Raw genomic sequence first — 16,651 nt, forward strand, 5'->3', positions numbered from 1 at the left:
GCATGCAGGCCGAGCAGATCACCGACCCCGTCGCCCATCACGCAGAGGGCCCGGTGTGGTCGCCCCGGTGGGGCGGCCTGCGCTGGGTCGACATGGTCGCCGGCGACGTCCTGAGCCTGGCGCCGGACGGCTCGGTCGCGCGGCGGCACGTCGGCACCGTCGTCGCGGCCCTGCGCCCGCGCACCCGCGGCGGCGCCGTCCTAGCGCTCGAGCGCGGCTTCGCCCTCGAGGACGCGGACGGGACGGTGACCCCCCTTCGCGACCTGTGGTCCGGACCGGTGCGGATGAACGAAGGGGGCTGCGACCCCGACGGCCGCTTCTGGTGCGGCTCGATGGCCTACGACCAGCGCGAGGGGGCCGCGAGCCTCTACCGCCTCGACCCCGACGGGTCGACGAGCGTGCAGCTGACGGGCGTGACGATCTCCAACGGGCTCGAGTGGAGCCCCGACGGCGCGCTGGCCTACTACAACGACACGGCGACCGGGCGGGTCGACGTCTTCGACTACGACCGCGAGAGCGGGCTCACCGGCCGGCGCCCCTTCGTACAGGTCGGCGACGGCGGGCACCCCGACGGCCTGACCGTCGACGCCGAGGGCGGGGTGTGGACCGCGATCTTCGACCAGGGCGTCGTGCACCGCTACGACCGGGCGGGCCGGCTCGACGAGGTCGTCGAGGTCGACGCGCGGCAGGTGACGGCGTGCACCTTCGGCGGGCCCGCTCTCGACGAGTTGTACGTCACGACCTCGCGCGAGGGGCTCGAGGAGGGCGACGACCCGCTCGCCGGCTCGCTCTTCCGGGTCTCGCCCGGGGTCCGAGGTCTGCCGGTCCGCGAGTTCACCGGCTGACCCCCCCTCGCCCCCCGACCCCCTTCGTCCCTCGCCGAGGTATGGCGATCGGTCAGGGTGGTGGGCCACGTCGCGACCGATCTCCATACCTCGGCGAAGGGGGAGGGGGGCGAAGGGGGAGGGGAGGGTCAGGAGGCGGAGGCCTGGCGCTCCCAGACGCCGCGCTCCATCGGCTCGCCCCGCTCGAGGACGGTCTTGATGCCCGAGAGCACCCACGGCCAGCCGCCGCCGCCCAGACCGGACGGGTCGGGGTTGCCGGCCACCTGCTCGGCGGTCTGCGGCCGGTCGGTGACGTCGTGGGTGAGGGTGAGGCGGGTCGCGCCGTCGGCGGTGACCTCGATGTCCCAGGTGAGCGTGCCCGCGGGCTCCTCGGGGATCCACACCGGTGCCCAGGTCTGCACGAGCCGGCGCGGCGGGTCGCTCTGGAGGACCTCGCCGGTGACGACGACCTCCGGCATGCCCATCTCGAGCATCTGCTCGCTCGCGTGGTGGCGGAAGTCGCCGCCGGGCCGCAGGTCGTAGGAGACGTCTCCCGTGTAGCCGTACATGCGGCTCATCTCGGGGGTGGTGATCGCCTGCCACACCTGCTCCGGGGTGGCGTCGATGAAGATGCGGTACATCTGGGTCTGGCTCATTGTCGGTCCTCCAGGGCTCTCTTGAGGTCGAGCAGCGCGGAGGCCCGCGCCGCCGTGTACTTGCCGATCCAGCGCTCGTGGATCGTCTGGATCGGGACGGCGTTGAGGAAGTGGTGCTTGCTCCGTCCCTCCTTGCGCGTGACGACGAGGCCCGCTTCCTCGAGCAGCCGCAGGTGCTTGGCCACCCCGAACCTCGTCATCTCCACCTGGCCCTGCACGACCTGCTCCAGCTCGGACTGCGTCTGCCCGCCGCGCTCGTGCAGCGCGTCGAGGAGCAGCCGGCGGGTGGGATCCGCCAGTGCTCGGAAGACGAGGTCGTCATCGGCCATGCGTCGAGATTAGGTGACCAAAAGGTCACATGTCAACGGGGCGAAGGGGGGAGCCGCCCCCCTGGGTAGCCTGCCGCCCATGGATGCTCCGGCACGGGTCGAGATCGAGGACGTCGGCGTGAGCATCGGGCCGCGCGAGATGCTCGCCCCCGTGAGCGCGACGGTCGAGCCCGGTCGCTGCCTCGCCGTGCGGGGCGACAACGGCACCGGCAAGACGACCCTGCTGCGGGTCGTCGCCGGGGCGCAGGCCCCCAGCACCGGCGAGGTGCGCGTCGCGGGCAGGAGGGTCGACGCCCGGTCGTCCAGGCTGCGCCGCCGTCTCGGCGGGCTGCTCGGGCCCAGCGCGATCTACCCGGATCTCACCGTCTACGAGCACCTGCTGCTCGTCGACGCGTCGTGGGGCGGGGACCCGGCCACCGTCGAGCAGCGGGTCGACGAGGTGCTCGACGGGCTGACGATCAGTGGGCTCGCCGACCGCTTCGTCACCGAGCTGTCCTCGGGGCAGCGCCAGCTCGCCGACATCGCGCTCGTGCTCTTCCGCCCCGCCGACCTGCTCGTCCTCGACGAGCCCGAGCAGCGTCTCGACGAGGACCGGCGCCGCGTCGTCGCCGAGCTGCTCCGCGAGCGGGTCCGGTCCGGCACGACGATGCTCCTCGCGACGCACGACCCGCTCCTCGCCGAGATCGTCGCCGACGACGAGCTCGTCCTGCGCCCGGCCGAGGCGTGAGCGAGCCGGTGGCGTCCCCCGCGCCGCCCGACGGCGGGCCCGGGCGAGGGCCCGGGCGAGAGCCGGCGGTTGACTCCCGACGTCTCGTGTCGGACGCGCTCGCCGTCGTGCGTCGCGGCGCGCAGCTGACGAGCGTCGGCTCGGTCGCCTACGTCGTCTACGTCGTCGTCCTCCTCGGCGCCGTCTACCTCTTCCCCTACGGGCACGTCGTCTTCGCCGCGCTCGGCCGCTCCGGGCTCGTCGACGTGCTCACCGACCCGGTAGGGGCGGGGGCTCTCGTCCTCGCCGTCGTCGCCGCCCCCGTCGTCGCGCACCGGGTGGGCCGGGTGCGCGGTCCCGTCGCGCCCCCGATGCTGTGGGTGCGCCACGTCGTCGCCGGCCCGGCCGACCGGGCGGTCTCGCTGCGACGCTGGTGGCTGCTGCTCGGCGGTGCGGTGCTCGCCGCTGCGGCGGCGCTCGGGCTGCTGCTCGCCCTCGCGCTGTGGTCGGCCGCCGTCGTCGGGCCGCTCGGCGCGCTCGGCGTCACCGCCGCCTCGGTGCTCCTCGGGGCCGTCGTCGCGCGTGCCTGGCTGGCCGGTCAGGTCGCCGCCGACGGCGGGGGGCACCCCCTTCGTCCCGCCGACGCGCTGCGCGGGCTCACGGAGCAGGGGCTGGGTCGCCAGCGCGACCGGGGCGAGGGCGTGTACGGGTCCTTCCTGTCCGGGCAGCGCACGGCGCTCGTGCGCGAGCTCGGGGGGCGACCGCCGCGCCACCTCGGCCGGCTGCGCCCTGGTCGCGCGATGCTGCTGCGCCGCGACCTCCTCGCCGTGCGGCGCGGCCCGGGGCTGCTCCGCGCGGCCCTGCTCCTCGCCCTCGGGGGGCTGGGGGTCGGTCTGCTCACGCCCCGCTCGGCCGTCCTCGGGGTGCTCGCATCGCTCGTGCTCTACCAGGGCGTCGTCGCGTGGGCGACGGGCCTGCGCGGGCAGTCCGCGCCTCTCGTGCCCGTGCTCGGGTGGGGACCACGGCGCGAGACGCTCGGCCATCTCGTCCTGCCCGGGGTGGCTGCGCTCGTCGGGGGCCTGGTCGCCGTCGCCGCGGCGACGGCGCTCGGCGACCCCGGCGTGACGACGGCCCTCGTCGCCGTCCTCGTGCCGCTGCACCTGTGGGTCGTCACGTGGACGACCCACCGCGCCGCCCCTCCGCTCGTCACCGTGATGCCGCAGTCGGTGATCCCCCGCGTCGTCGCGTGGTGGCTCCTGCCCGCAGGTGTCCTCGTCGGCGTCCCGGCCCTCGCGGCCTACCTCGCCGTCTGACCCCCTTCGCCCTCGCCCACCCCCTTCGCCCACGCCCACCCCTTCGCCGAGCACCGCTCCTCGTCCGTGAGCACCGCTCCTCGCCGGGCCGCGACGAGCGGGTCTCGCGGACCACGAGCGGTGCTCAGCGCACAGGGGGAGGTGGCGCGAAGGGAGGTCGCGGCGGTGGGAGGATGGCGGGCATGCCCAGTGGTGACCCGCAGGCCGCGCAGAAGGCGGCCGCCCAGCAGCTCGAGATCCGCAAGCAGATGCGTCTGGTCGAGGAGGCGATCCTCGCCCGCACGCCCGAGCACGACCTCCAGCCCAGCCTCGACCGGATCCAGGCCGTCATGGACCTGCTCGGGGAGCCGCAGCGCACCTTCCCCGCGATCCACGTCACCGGCACGAACGGCAAGACGAGCACCGCGCGCATCATCGAGGCGGTCCTGCGCGAGATGGGCCTGAAGACCGGGCGCTTCACCAGCCCCCACCTGCACGACATCCGCGAGCGGATCAGCATCGGCGGCGAGCCGATCAGCCGAGAGGACTTCCTCGACGCGTACGCGGACGTGCTGCCCTTCGTCGAGGCCGTCGACACGAAGTCGGTCGCCGAGGGCGGCCCGCGGATGACCTACTTCGAGGTCGTCGTCGCCGTCGCGTACGCGGCCTTCGCCGCTGCCCCGGTCGACGTCGCCGTCGTCGAGGTCGGCATGGGCGGGGCGTGGGACGCGACGAACGTCATCGACGCCCCCGTCGCCGTCATCACCCCCGTCGACCTCGACCACCAGCACTTCCTCGGCGACTCCGTGCTCGACATCGCCGGCGAGAAGTCCGGGATCATCAAGGCCGACGCCATCGTCGTCTCGGCCGAGCAGGAGGAGGACGTCGCCGAGATCCTGCGCGAGCGGGCCGAGGAGGTCGGCGCGCGCATCGTCTTCTCCGGCCGCGAGCTCGGTATCACCGCCCGCGACGTCGCCGTCGGCGGCCAGCAGATCTCCTTCACCTCGCTCGCCGGCGAGCACGAGGACCTGCTCCTCGGGCTGCACGGCGAGCACCAGGCCCACAACACCGTGCTCGCGGTCTCCGCCGTCGAGGCCTTCGTCGGCGGGGGAGAGCAGCGTCTGTCGCAGGACGTCCTGCGCCCCGCGCTCGAGCAGGTCACCTCGCCCGGTCGTCTCGAGATCGTGCGCCGCAGCCCCACCGTCATCGTCGACGCCGCGCACAACCCGCACGGGGCCCGGGCGCTCGCGGCCGCGCTCGCCGACTCCTTCACCTTCACCCGTCTCGTCGGCGTCATCGGCATCCTCGCCGACAAGGAGGCGACCGAGATCCTCGAGATCCTCGAGCCGGTCCTCGACCACGTCGTCGTCACCCGCACGACCTCGCCGCGGGCGATGTCACCGCGCGCGCTGGGAGCCGCGGCCGAGGAGGTCTTCGGCGAGCACCGCGTGACCGTCGTCCCCGAGCTGCCGGACGCGCTCGACCGCGCCGCGGAGCTCGCCGACGACGGGGGAGTGGGCGGCGGCGTCCTCGCCACCGGCTCGGTCATCACCGCTGCCGAGGTGCGCCTGCTCCTCGGCCACGGCGGCGAAGGGGAGCCCGCCCGCACCCTCGACCGGGGTGCCCCGGCCCCGGTGCAGGACGACGGCGACGCCGCAGACATCCTCGACGACGTCTTCGGCGACGGCGACGAGGACTGACCTCCCCGCCCCGGCGGGAATACGACGGGGCGCGAAGGGGTTGGACGTCCGACCAGACCCCGCAGTAGCCTGGTCGTATCGGTGCAGTCTGTGCACCTTCGTCGGCCCTGACCTCCGCACAGCCGCGAGGTCGGCCCCCCGTCGCCGTCCGGGCATCCTCGGACCGGCCCCTCTGCCACGAGAGAGTCATCACCGCATGTCCTCAACCGCTCCTGCCGGGACGCAGGCGTACCCGGAGAAGATCGACGCGGCCGTCCTCAAGGTCGCCGGCGTCGTCGTGCTCGGCGCCATCATGTCGATCCTCGACATCACGGTCGTCAACGTCGCCCTCCCGCACTTCCAGACCGACCTGGCCACCGGCCCGGACCCGCTCCAGTACTCCACCGTCGCGTGGACCGTCACCGGCTACACCCTCGCCCTCGCGACGGTCATCCCGCTCACCGGCTGGGCGGCCGACCGCTTCGGCACCAAGCGCCTCTACCTCACGGCGGTCGCGCTCTTCGCCCTCGGCTCGACGCTGTGCGCCTTCGCCCCGAGCATCGAGGCGCTCATCGGCTTCCGGGTCCTGCAGGGGCTCGGCGGCGGCATGCTCATGCCGCTCGGCATGACGATCATGACCCGCGCCGCGGGCCCGCAGCGGATGGGCCGGCTCATGGCCATCCTCGGCGTCCCGATGCTCCTCGGCCCGATCGGCGGCCCGATCCTCGGCGGCTGGCTCATCGACAACGCCCACTGGCTCGGCCGACCGAGCTGGACGTGGATCTTCCTCATCAACCTGCCCATCGGTGCCGCGGCCCTCGTCTACGCCTGGGTCGTCCTGCCCAAGGACTCCGCCGTCCCGAGCGAGTCGCTCGACGTCGTCGGCCTGCTCCTCATGTCGCCCGGTCTCGCGCTCTTCCTCTACGGCGTGAGCTCGATCCCCGACACCGGCACCATCCTCGCGACGAAGGTCCTCGCGCCGGCGCTCGTCGGCATCGTCCTCATGGCGGCCTTCGCCTGGTGGTCCTTCAAGCCCGAGCACCCGCTGCTCGACCTCAGCCTCTTCACCAACCGCAACTTCACGGTCGCGGCGCTGACGATGTTCCTCTTCGCGGCGGCCTTCTTCGGCGGGCTGCTCCTCGTGCCGACGTACTTCCAGCAGGTGCGCGGCGAGGACACCTTCACCGCGGGCCTGCTCCTCGCCCCGCAGGGCATCGGCGCGCTCATCACCATGCCGATCGCGGGCGCGCTCGTGGACAAGATGCCGGTCGGGCGGATCGTCCCCTTCGGCATCGCCCTCATCACCGGCGGCATGTTCGCGCTCACCCAGATCGACGCCGAGACCTCCTACTGGGGCTACATCATCCCGGTGCTCTTCGTCATGGGTCTGGGCATGGGCGGCACGATGATGCCGCTCATGACCTCGGCGCTGAAGACGCTCACCGCCCACCAGGTCGCGCGCGGCTCGACGCTGCTCAACATCACCCAGCAGGTCGCCAGCTCCTTCGGCGTCGCGATCATCTCGGTGCTGCTGACGAACTCCATCGAGTCCCGTCCGCTCGTCGACCAGGCGCAGAAGTACGGCGACGCGGCGAAGGGGGCCACCGACCCGAACCAGGTGCAGCAGCTCCTCGAGCGCTTCCCCGAGGTCGCGCGGGTCATCGGTCAGGTCGCCGACCCGGCGCGCGCCCAGGAGGTCCTCATGGCGGCGGTCCGCTCCGACCTCGCCGGCGCCTTCGCCAGCACGTACTGGGTCTCGGGCGGGCTGTGCGCGCTCACCCTCGTCGTCGCGCTCTTCCTCCCGCGCAAGCGCGAGGAGAGCCACCTGCTCGACGGGGACGAGGACGCCGAGCCGGTGCACGTGGCGATGCACTGACCCACCTCGCATACCCTGGTCCGTCATGAGCACCATCGACGGACCCCGGCGGCCCGGCGCGATCGCGTCGGGCCGCTTCACGTGGCGCATGCTCGCCACCGTGCTCGGCGGGCAGTCGGTGGTCATCTTCCTCGGGGCCCTCGTCGCGCGGGGCTTCGCCGGCAACGACAGCTCGGCCACCCCCTTCGTCGTCATGTGCGTCCTCGCGGTCGCCTGCGCCGTCGCCGCCGGCCTCGTGCGCCGGCCGGGCGGCGTCGCCATCGGCTGGGCCGTCCAGCTGGCCACGGTGCTCTGCGGCTTCCTCGTGACCTCGATGTTCGTCGTCGGGCTGATCTTCGGCGCGCTGTGGCTGCTGTGCCTGCGGGTGGGGCGCCGCGTCGACGCCGAGGACGCCGAGCGCGCCCGCGCCGCCGGCGGGGCCTGAGCACCGCCCACGGCGCACGCGGATAGGGTGGCGCCCGTGACCACCGAACGCTCCCTGATCCTCGTCAAGCCCGACGGCTACCGCCGCGGCCTCACCGGTGAGGTCCTGCGCCGCATCGAGGCGAAGGGGTACACCCTCGTCGCCCTCGACGTCACCTCCGCGACCCAGGAGCAGCTGGCCGCGCACTACGCCGAGCACGAGGGCAAGCCCTTCTACCAGCCGCTCGTCGACTTCATGTCCTCCGGCCCGCTCACCGCGGTCGTCGTCGAGGGCGAGGACTGCATCCGCGGCTTCCGCTCGCTCGCCGGCGCGACGAACCCGACCGAGGCCGCCCCCGGCACCATCCGCGGCGACCTCGGGCGCGACTGGGGCCTGAAGGTCCAGCAGAACATCGTCCACGGCTCGGACTCCCCGGAGTCGGCGGCGCGCGAGATCGCGATCTGGTTCCCCCAGCTCGCGTCCTGACGCGACCTCGCCCGCAGCGCTCGTGCCGTCCCGTCGGTGGCTCCCCGGCCGTGACCTCGCCCTCGACCTCGGCACCGCCAGCACCCTGATCCACCAGCAGGGACGCGGCGTCGTGCTCGACGAGCCGAGCGTCGTCGCCCTCGCGGCCGACTCCGACGAGGTCCTCGCGGCCGGCCGCGCGGCCAAGGAGATGCTCGGGCGCACCCCGGGCTCGATGCGCTCGGTGCGACCGCTGCGCGGCGGGGTCATCCACGACCCCGACGTCGCCGAGCGCATGCTGCGCGTCTTCGCCGACACGGTCGGCGTCTCCTCGGTGCTGCGACCCCGGGTCGTCGTCTGCGTGCCGAGCACCGTCTCGCCGCTGGAGCGCCGGGCCGTCGAGGACGTCGCGCTGCGGGTCGGCGCCCGCCGCGTCTACGTCGTCGAGGAGCCCGTCGTCGCGGCCATCGGCGCGGGCCTGCCCCTCACCGGCAGCGACGCCTCGACCGTCGTCGACATCGGCGGCGGGTCGACCGACGCGGCCATCCTCGCCCTCGGGGGCGTCGTCGCCTCGCGCTCCGTGCGCGTCGGCGGCGAGAGCATGGACGAGGCGATCGCCGCGCACGTCGAGCAGCACTACTCGCTGCTGCTCGGCGAGCGCTCCGCCGAGCACATCAAGATCGAGGCGGGCTCCGCCTTCCCCCTCGGCCAGGAGCGGCGCACCCGGGTCCGCGGCCGTGACCTCGTCACCGGGCTGCCCCGCACGGTCGAGATCGGCTCGTCGGAGGTCCGCCGCGCCCTCGACGCCCCGGTACGGGCCGTCGTCGACCTCGTGCGCTCGCTCCTCGACGCCAGCCCGCCCGAGCTCGTCGGCGACGTGCTCTCACGAGGTGTCGTGCTCACCGGCGGCGGCGCCCTCCTGCGCGGGCTCGACGCCCGGCTCGAGCACGAGCTCGGGGTGCCCACGCGCGTCGCCGACGAGCCGCTGCGCGCCGTCGTGCGCGGCGCGGGCCGGTGCGTCGACGACTTCGCCACGCTCGAGCCGGTCCTCGTCGACGGCCGGAGGTTCTGACGTCGTGCGCCGGGGTCTGGCCGTGCTCGTCGCGCTCACCGTGCTCCTGCTGCTCCTCGACGTCGCCGGGGGGCCGACCGGTCCGGTGCGCTCGGCCGGGGCGAGCGTCTTCGGCCCGATGCTGCGGGCGACGAGCACCGACGCGGGCGACACCCGTGACGCCGAGCTGACCCGCCTGCGCCTGCGCGTCGCCGAGCTCGAGGACGAGCGCTCCGCGAGCGCTCAGGAGAGCGAGCTGCGCGACCTCGCCGAGGACCACCGGGTCGACGTCGTGCCGGCGCGGATCGTCGCCGTCGGCGCCCGGGACGCCCGGGGCGCCGTGCGCGTCACCCTCGACGTCGGCTCGCGCGACGGCGTGAGCACCGACCGGGCGGTCGTCAGCCCCGACGGGCTCGTCGGGCGGGTCGTCTCCGTCTCGCGGTGGACGAGCGACGTCGAGCTGCTCGGTGCCTCGGGCACGAGCGTCGGCGTCCGGGTGGGCACCGCGCCGGGCGTGCTCGCCGAGCTCTCCGGGAGCGAGCCGACCCTCGACGAGCGGCCCGGCGAGCTCGCCGTCCGCGCCGTGCAGGAGGGCCGGCTCGAGCCCGGTCAGCAGGTCCGCACCCTCGGCAGCCAGGACGGCCGGCCCTACCCGCCGGGTCTGCCCGTCGGCGAGGTCGTCACGGCGCCTCAGGACGCCACCGGGCTCACCGCCGTCGCGACGGTCCGCCCCGTCGCCGACCTGCCCGCCCTCGACGTCGTCGGCGTCATCACGGGGACGACGCGATGACGCGCTCGGTGTGGCTGTGGCGGGTGCCCGCCCTCGCCCTCGCGGCCGTCGGCTCGGCCGTCCTCGCGGCGCGCGGCGTGCCCGTGCCCCCCACCCTCGTCCTGCTCGTCGTCGTCGCGATCGGCATGGCCTCGGGGCCCGCCGACGGGATCCTCGCCGGTCTCGTCGGCGGCTGGATGAGCGACCTCGTGCCGCCCGGTGGCGAGATCCTCGGACTGGCCGCGGCCACCCACGCCGTCGTCGGGGCCGTCGCCGGCGCGGCCCGGCGGGTGTCGGGGTGGCCGCTGTGGTGGCCCGGGGCGGTGGCCGCCGCCTGCTGGGTGGTCGTCACGGCCGTCCCGGTCGTGCGCGCCCTGACGACCGGGGCGCCCGTCGCATGGCTCGCGCTGCTCGGTCAGCTCGTCGGCACGGTCGTCCTCGCCGTGCTCCTCACGCCCGTCCTGCTCGCCCTCGACCGCCGGGTCGCCGGCCGCCGCCCCCGGTGAGGCGACCCGCGGTGAAGCGGCCGCCGGTGAGCCGGCGGCCGTCACGCCGGCGAGGGCCGAGACGGGTGGGGTCGCGACGCCCGAACCTCCACGCCCGGCTCGTCGCCGTGCTAGCCGTCATCGCGGTGCTCCTCGCCGGTCTCGTCGGACGTCTCGGCCAGCTCCAGCTCGACCCCGCCCCGGTCGCCGCGGGCGACGCCGGACCGAGCACGAGCACCCAGGTCGTCCTCACCCCGGCTCCCCGCGGGCGCATCCTCGACCGCCGCGGCGTGCCGCTGGCCGACGACGCGGTCCGTCTCGACGTCACCCTCGACCGCGCGGTCCTCGCCGACGAGGACGACGCGGGCCGCTCCTCCCTTCGCGCCCTCGCCCGTGACCTCGGGGTGACGCCGGAGTCGCTGCGCGACCGGCTCACCCTGTGCGGCGCCCCCGACGCCGCGCCCGCCCCGCGCTGCTGGCCCGGGTCTGCCTACGTGCCCGTCACGGTGGCCGAAGGGGTGTCCTCCCGCCTCGCCCTGCGCCTGGGCGAGCGCGGCGACCGCTACCCCGCGGCCGAGGTCGTGACGACCGCGGTGCGGCGCGACCAGGAGGTGCCGCTCGCCCCCCAGGTCCTCGGCTATCTCACGCCCGCCGACGCCGCGACGGTCGAGGCCTCGGCGGGGCGCATCCACGACGGCGACCTCGTCGGGCGCGCCGGTCTGGAGCAGCAGTACGACGACGTGCTCCGCGGCGAGCCCGGCTCGGCAGAGGTGCGCGTCGACGCACGCGGCATCGTCACGGGCACCGAGCCCGGCAGCGACCCCGTGCCGGGTGACGACGTCGTCACGACGATCGACGCCCGCGTCCAGCGCGCGACGCAGGAGGCTCTCGCCGAGGGCGTGCGCGACGCCCAGGCCCGCGGGCTGCCGGCCGACGAGGCCGCCGCCGTCGTCGTCGACGTGCGCGACGGGGGAGTGGTGGCCTCGGCGAGCGTGCCGACGTACGACCCGTCCGTGTGGACCGGGGGCATCAGCAGCGCCGAGTACGAGCGCCTCACCGGTCGGCCCGGATCGACACCGCTCACCGACCGGGTGACGGGCGGGGCCTACCCGCCGGCCTCGACCTTCAAGGTCGTGACGATGCCCGCCGTCGTCGCCCCCGACGAGCTCGACGAGCAGGTCGACTGCGCGTCGAGCGTGCGCATCGGCGACCGCACCTTCCGCAACTTCGAGTCACGGGCGTACGGCCGGATCAGCTGGCACCGCGCGCTCGTCGTCTCGTGCGACACCGTCTTCTACACGAACGCCGAGCGGGTGTGGGAGCGCGCCGGGGGGCTGTCCGGCCGCGACGCCGACGACGCGATCCTCGCGACGGCCCGCGACCTCGGGCTCGGCGCGCGCACCGGGGTCGACCTGCCCGTCGAGAGCGCCGGACGCCTGCCGGGCCGGACCTGGAAGCGGGAGTACTGGGAGGCGACGAAGGACGAGTCCTGCCGCCGCGCCCGTGACGGCTACCCCGACGTCGCCGACGCCACCCGCGCGGCCTACCTCAGGGCGCTCGCCCGCGAGAGCTGCGCGAACGGCTACCAGTTCCGCCCCGGCGACGAGGTCAACCTGTCCATCGGGCAGGGCGACACGCTCGTCACCCCCCTGCAGATGGCCCAGGTCTACGCCGCGATCGCGACCGGCGGCAGCGTGCGCACCCCGCGGCTCGTCTCGGCCACGCGCACCGCGCAGGGCGAGCGGACGGACCGCCCGCTCGCGCCGGCGCGCACCGTCGACCTCGACCCCGCGATGGGGCGCTACCTGCGCTCCGCGCTCGAAGGTGTCGTCACCGAGGGCACCGGCGCCGGCGCCTTCCGGGGCTTCGACCTCGACGCCTGGCCGGTGGCGGGCAAGACCGGCACCGCGGAGGTCTTCGGCGAGGAGGACACGGCGTGGTTCGTCAGCTACGCCCCGGCCGACCGTCCCCGCTACGCCGTCGCCGTCGTCGTCGGCCAGGGCGGCACCGGCGGCGGCACGGCCGCGGGCATCGCCCGCGAGATCCACGCCTCTCTCGCCCGCACGACGCGCTGATCCCCCTCCGCCCGGGGGACGAAGGGGGATCAGCGGTGCCGCTCAGCAGCAGCGGGTGGAGGGGTTGCGCTCCTGCTCGTCGTACTTCTCACGCCAGAAGTCGCGCTTGCTCGGCACGGGGCGCTCGGGGTGCGTGCGCCGCAGGTGCTCGACGTAGCGCTCGTAGGCGCTGCCGCCGGTGACGCCGCCGACGAACCAGCCCACCCCGGACAGGACCGAGCGCAGCCGGCCCTGCTCCGCGGGGGCGGCGGCCATCAGTGGTGCCCCCGGCTGGCGGCGGGCGACGGGTCGAGCCCGGCCTCCTGCCACTGCTCGAGGACCCGCTTCTCCGCCGGCGTCGGGACGAAGCCGGCCGGGGCGAAGATCCGCGACGGGACGTCCTCGTCCTCGGTCGTCGGCAGCCCGCCGGCCCGCAGGGCCTTGACGACGACGACGGCCGCGGCGGCGACGACGATGATGACGAGCACGGCGAAGACGATCGAGAGCGTGCCCTGGACGAGGGAGTTGAAGATGATCTTGTCCATGTCGGCCGCGCTCTTGGCCGGGGCGAGGACCTCGCCCGCGTCACGCGCGGTGACGAAGGCGTCGCGCTGAGCGAAGTAGCCGATCTTCGGGTTGTCGCTGAAGATCTTCTGGTACGACGCCGACATCGTGACGACGAGGTCCCACACGAGCGGGATGCCCGGCACCCAGGCCCAGCGGACCTTGCCCTGCTTGACGAGCACCGCCGTGACGACGGTGAGCGCGATGGCGGCGAGCAGCTGGTTGGCGATGCCGAAGAGCGGGAAGAGCGTGTAGATCCCGCCGAGCGGGTCGAGGATGCCCATGACGAGGATCGAGCCCCAGCCCGCGACGACGATGAGGGAGCAGATCCACGCCCCGACGCGCCAGCTCGGGTCCTTGAAGCGGGACATGCCGGGGACGTTGCCGATGGAGTCGGAGAACATGAAGCGCGCGACGCGGGTGCCGGCGTCGACGGTCGTGAGGATGAAGAGCGCCTCGAACATCACCGCGAAGTGGTACCAGAAGGACTTCATCGAGTCGCCGCCGAAGGCCGACATCACCTCGGACATGCCGAAGGCGAGGGTCGGCGCACCGCCGGTGCGCGAGATGATCGTCTCCTCGCCCACCCCTTCGGCCGCGTTCTGCAGCACGCTCGGGTCGATCGGCGGGATGGGGGTGCCGCCGGGGCTCAGCAGGCCGAGGCCGTTGACGTAGTCCGCGGCCGAGCCGGGCTCGCCGCCGGTGAGGGCGACCGGGGCGTTCATCGCGAAGTAGATGTGCTGGTCGATGCTCACCGCGGCGACGAGCGCCATGATCGCGACGAAGGACTCGGTGAGCATGCCCCCGTAGCCGATGAGACGGGCCTGGCTCTCCTTCTCGATGAGCTTGGGCGTCGTGCCCGAGGAGACGAGGGCGTGGAAGCCCGAGAGGGCGCCGCACGCGATGGTGATGAAGAGGAAGGGGAAGAGCGAGCCGGCGAAGGCGGGACCGGTGCCCGTGCTCGCGAACTCGGTGACCGCCGGCATCTGCGCGACCGGCCGGGCGATGAGGATGCCGACGGCGAGCAGGACGATCGTCCCGATCTTCATGAAGGTCGACAGATAGTCGCGCGGGGCGAGGAGCAGCCAGACCGGGAGGACCGAGGCGGCGAAGCCGTACGCGATGAGCAGCCAGGCGAGGGTGATCGGCTCGAGGGTGAAGGTGTCCGACAGCGTCGGGTGCTCGGCGACCCAGCCGCCGGCGACGATGGCGAGGACGAGGAGCACGACGCCGATGACGGAGACCTCGTTGACCGCGCCGGGGCGCAGGTAGCGCAGGTAGACGCCCATGAAGAGGGCGATGGGGATCGTCATCGCGATGGAGAAGACGCCCCACGGGCTGCCGGCGAGGGCGCCGATGACGACGATGCCGAGCACCGCGATGAGGATGAGCATGATCGACAGCACGCCGAGGATCGCGGCGACGCCGCCGACGACGCCGAGCTCGTCGCGCGCCATCTGGCCCAGGCTGCGCCCACGGCGGCGGATCGACAGGTGCAGGACCATGTAGTCCTGGACGGCGCCGGCGAAGACGACGCCGATGATGATCCACAGCGTGCCGGGCAGGTAGCCCATCTGGGCGGCGAGGACGGGGCCGACGAGCGGACCGGCGCCGGCGACCGCGGCGAAGTGGTGCCCGTAGAGCACCCGCCGGTCGGTCGGCATGAAGTCCTTGCCGTTCTCGAGCTCCTCGGCCGGGGTGGCGCGGGTGTCACGCGGCTGGAGCACCTTGTACTCGATGAGCCGGGCGTAGAAGCGGAAGGCGATGAGGTAGGTCGCGACGGCCGCGACGACGAACCACACGGTGTTGACCTGCTCGCCGCGCACGATCGCGAGCATGACCCACCCGATCGCGCCGAGCACGGCGATGACGCCGAAGACCGCCTTCTCGCGGGTCGTCACGCGGTGGCGCTGCTCCACCGCGACCGGTGGCCGGTCTGGGTCGGTCCGCAGCTCGCGGACCTCGGGGTCGAGCGACGTGCTCATGGGTGCCTCCCGGCGGACGTGCCACCGACCCGTCGCCGATGACGCACGCACGTTAGTGCGGGAGGGCGTGATCCGCACCACGGCGCGCCAGATAGTCTTCGATCATGTCTGACTTCGATGTGGTCGTGCTCGGTGCTGGTCCTGGTGGTTACGTCGCGGCGATCCGCGCCTCGCAGCTGGGGAAGAAGGTCGCCGTCGTCGAGAAGAAGTACTGGGGCGGTGTCTGCCTCAACGTCGGGTGCATCCCCTCGAAGGCGCTCATCAAGAACGCCGAGCTGGCGCACACCCTCGCCCACGACAAGGCGAAGTTCGGCATCGAGGGCGACGCCACGATGTCCTTCGGCCCGACCCACAAGCGCTCGCGCCAGGTGAGCGACGGGATCGTCAAGGGCGTCCACTTCCTCATGAAGAAGAACAAGATCGAGGAGATCGACGGCTGGGGCACCCTGACCTCGCCCACCTCGATGGACGTCGCGCTCGAGGGCGGCGACACCCGCAGCATCACCTTCGACAACCTCATCATCGCCGCCGGCGCCGTCACCCGCATGCTGCCCGGCGTCGAGGTGAGCGAGAACGTCGTCACCTACGAGGAGCAGATCCTCGACCCCGAGCTGCCCGGCTCGATCATCATCGCCGGCTCGGGCGCCATCGGCGTCGAGTTCGCCTACGTCATGAAGAACTTCGGCGTCGACGTGACGATCGTCGAGTTCCTCGACCGCATGGTCCCGACCGAGGACGAGGAGGTCTCCAAGGAGCTCTTCAAGCACTACAAGAAGCTCGGCGTCAAGGTCATGCTCGGCACGAAGGTCGAGTCCGTCGAGGACACCGGCTCCGGCGTCAAGGTCACCGTCACCCCGGCGAAGGGAGGCGACCAGCAGGTCCTCGAGGCCGACCGCCTCATGTCGGCCATCGGCTTCGCCCCGCGCACCGAGGGCTACGGCCTCGAGGCGATCGGGGTCGAGCTCACCGACCGCGGCGCCGTCGCCATCGACGACTACATGCGCACCAACGTCGACGGCGTCTACGCCATCGGCGACTGCACGGCCAAGCTCATGCTCGCCCACGTCGCCGAGGCCCAGGGCGTCGTCGCGGCCGAGACCATCGCGGGTGCCGAGACGATGCCGGTCGAGTACGACTTCATCCCGCGCGCGACGTACTGCCACCCGCAGATCGGCTCCTTCGGCTACTCCGAGGCGCAGGCCAAGGAGAAGGGCTTCGAGACGAAGTCGGCGAAGTTCCCCTTCAGCGCCAATGGCAAGGCCATGGGCCTGGGCGACGCGGTCGGCTTCGTCAAGGTCGTCGCCGACGCGAAGACCAACGAGATCCTCGGCGCGCACATGATCGGCCCGGACGTCACCGAGCTGCTCCCGGTGCTCACGCTCGCCCAGAAGTGGGACCTGCGTGCCGACGAGGTCGCCCGCAACGTCTTCGCCCACCCGACCCTGTCCGAGGCGGTCAAGGAGTCCGTCGAGGGCATCGTCGGCCACATGATCAACCTCTGACCTGACCGTGC

The 16,651-nt window shown here is 73.5% G+C and carries 16 protein-coding genes; 12 read left to right on the forward strand and 4 right to left on the reverse strand.

The window, feature by feature from the left end; genetic code table 11:
- Window positions 1–2 precede the first annotated feature (2 nt).
- Window positions 3–845, forward strand: coding sequence for an SMP-30/gluconolactonase/LRE family protein (locus LIV55_RS15450; protein ID WP_229300839.1), 843 nt, complete (start codon window positions 3–5; stop codon window positions 843–845).
- A 128-nt stretch (window positions 846–973) separates the two neighbouring features.
- Here LIV55_RS15450 and LIV55_RS15455 read toward each other — a convergent pair whose 3' ends face one another.
- Window positions 974–1,480 carry an SRPBCC domain-containing protein gene (locus LIV55_RS15455; RefSeq protein WP_229300840.1) on the reverse strand — a complete coding sequence of 169 codons (507 nt, stop codon included), beginning with the start codon at window positions 1,478–1,480 and terminating at the stop codon, window positions 974–976.
- Window positions 1,477–1,809 (reverse strand): ArsR/SmtB family transcription factor, encoded by a 333-nt coding sequence (locus LIV55_RS15460; protein WP_229300841.1) that lies wholly within the window; start codon window positions 1,807–1,809, stop codon window positions 1,477–1,479. Before LIV55_RS15460 ends, LIV55_RS15455 begins: the two co-directional genes overlap by 4 nt.
- Window positions 1,810–1,888: 79 nt before the next feature.
- Between LIV55_RS15460 and LIV55_RS15465 the strand changes: the two genes are divergently transcribed.
- From LIV55_RS15465 to LIV55_RS15510, 10 genes are all read left to right on the forward strand, one after another.
- The gene (locus tag LIV55_RS15465) at window positions 1,889–2,536 is read left to right on the forward strand and encodes an ABC transporter ATP-binding protein (RefSeq protein WP_229300842.1); all 648 of its coding nucleotides are present in this window, start codon (window positions 1,889–1,891) and stop codon (window positions 2,534–2,536) included.
- An 86-nt stretch (window positions 2,537–2,622) separates the two neighbouring features.
- Complete coding sequence (locus LIV55_RS15470; protein ID WP_229300843.1) at window positions 2,623–3,828, forward strand: hypothetical protein; 1,206 nt, start codon at window positions 2,623–2,625, stop codon at window positions 3,826–3,828.
- Between the two features lie 182 nt (window positions 3,829–4,010).
- The gene (locus LIV55_RS15475; RefSeq protein WP_191563269.1) at window positions 4,011–5,507 is read left to right on the forward strand and encodes a bifunctional folylpolyglutamate synthase/dihydrofolate synthase; all 1,497 of its coding nucleotides are present in this window, start codon (window positions 4,011–4,013) and stop codon (window positions 5,505–5,507) included.
- A gap of 196 nt (window positions 5,508–5,703) precedes the next feature.
- Window positions 5,704–7,362: a DHA2 family efflux MFS transporter permease subunit gene (locus LIV55_RS15480; RefSeq protein WP_191680713.1), complete on the forward strand. Its 1,659-nt coding sequence runs from the start codon at window positions 5,704–5,706 to the stop codon at window positions 7,360–7,362.
- Window positions 7,363–7,387: 25 nt separating this feature from the next.
- Window positions 7,388–7,786: a DUF4233 domain-containing protein gene (locus tag LIV55_RS15485; protein ID WP_083968604.1), complete on the forward strand. Its 399-nt coding sequence runs from the start codon at window positions 7,388–7,390 to the stop codon at window positions 7,784–7,786.
- A gap of 36 nt (window positions 7,787–7,822) precedes the next feature.
- Window positions 7,823–8,251 carry a nucleoside-diphosphate kinase gene (gene ndk, locus LIV55_RS15490; RefSeq protein ID WP_123090927.1) on the forward strand — a complete coding sequence of 143 codons (429 nt, stop codon included), beginning with the start codon at window positions 7,823–7,825 and terminating at the stop codon, window positions 8,249–8,251.
- A gap of 22 nt (window positions 8,252–8,273) precedes the next feature.
- Window positions 8,274–9,302 carry a rod shape-determining protein gene (locus tag LIV55_RS15495; protein WP_123090926.1) on the forward strand — a complete coding sequence of 343 codons (1,029 nt, stop codon included), beginning with the start codon at window positions 8,274–8,276 and terminating at the stop codon, window positions 9,300–9,302.
- Window positions 9,303–9,306: 4 nt separating this feature from the next.
- Window positions 9,307–10,071, forward strand: a complete 765-nt coding sequence (gene mreC / locus LIV55_RS15500) for a rod shape-determining protein MreC (RefSeq protein ID WP_229300844.1) — start codon at window positions 9,307–9,309, stop codon at window positions 10,069–10,071.
- Window positions 10,068–10,556 carry a rod shape-determining protein MreD gene (locus tag LIV55_RS15505; protein ID WP_123090924.1) on the forward strand — a complete coding sequence of 163 codons (489 nt, stop codon included), beginning with the start codon at window positions 10,068–10,070 and terminating at the stop codon, window positions 10,554–10,556. Before mreC ends, LIV55_RS15505 begins: the two co-directional genes overlap by 4 nt.
- A 65-nt stretch (window positions 10,557–10,621) precedes the next feature.
- Complete coding sequence (locus LIV55_RS15510) at window positions 10,622–12,610, forward strand: peptidoglycan D,D-transpeptidase FtsI family protein (protein WP_229300845.1); 1,989 nt, start codon at window positions 10,622–10,624, stop codon at window positions 12,608–12,610.
- 42 nt (window positions 12,611–12,652) lie between these two features.
- Here the strand turns inward: LIV55_RS15510 and LIV55_RS15515 are convergent, their stop codons facing one another.
- Complete coding sequence (locus tag LIV55_RS15515; RefSeq protein WP_068273871.1) at window positions 12,653–12,865, reverse strand: YbdD/YjiX family protein; 213 nt, start codon at window positions 12,863–12,865, stop codon at window positions 12,653–12,655.
- Entirely contained in the window at window positions 12,865–15,138 is a 2,274-nt protein-coding gene (locus LIV55_RS15520; RefSeq protein WP_123090922.1) for a carbon starvation CstA family protein, read from the reverse strand. The genes LIV55_RS15515 and LIV55_RS15520 overlap by 1 nt, the downstream gene beginning before the upstream one ends.
- A 104-nt stretch (window positions 15,139–15,242) precedes the next feature.
- Between LIV55_RS15520 and lpdA the strand changes: the two genes are divergently transcribed.
- Window positions 15,243–16,640, forward strand: coding sequence for a dihydrolipoyl dehydrogenase (lpdA, locus tag LIV55_RS15525; protein ID WP_068273875.1), 1,398 nt, complete (start codon window positions 15,243–15,245; stop codon window positions 16,638–16,640).
- Window positions 16,641–16,651: the final 11 nt, after the last annotated feature.

The organism is Janibacter melonis (assembly GCF_020567375.1).
In the GTDB taxonomy this organism is placed as follows: Bacteria; Actinomycetota; Actinomycetes; order Actinomycetales; family Dermatophilaceae; genus Marihabitans; species Marihabitans melonis.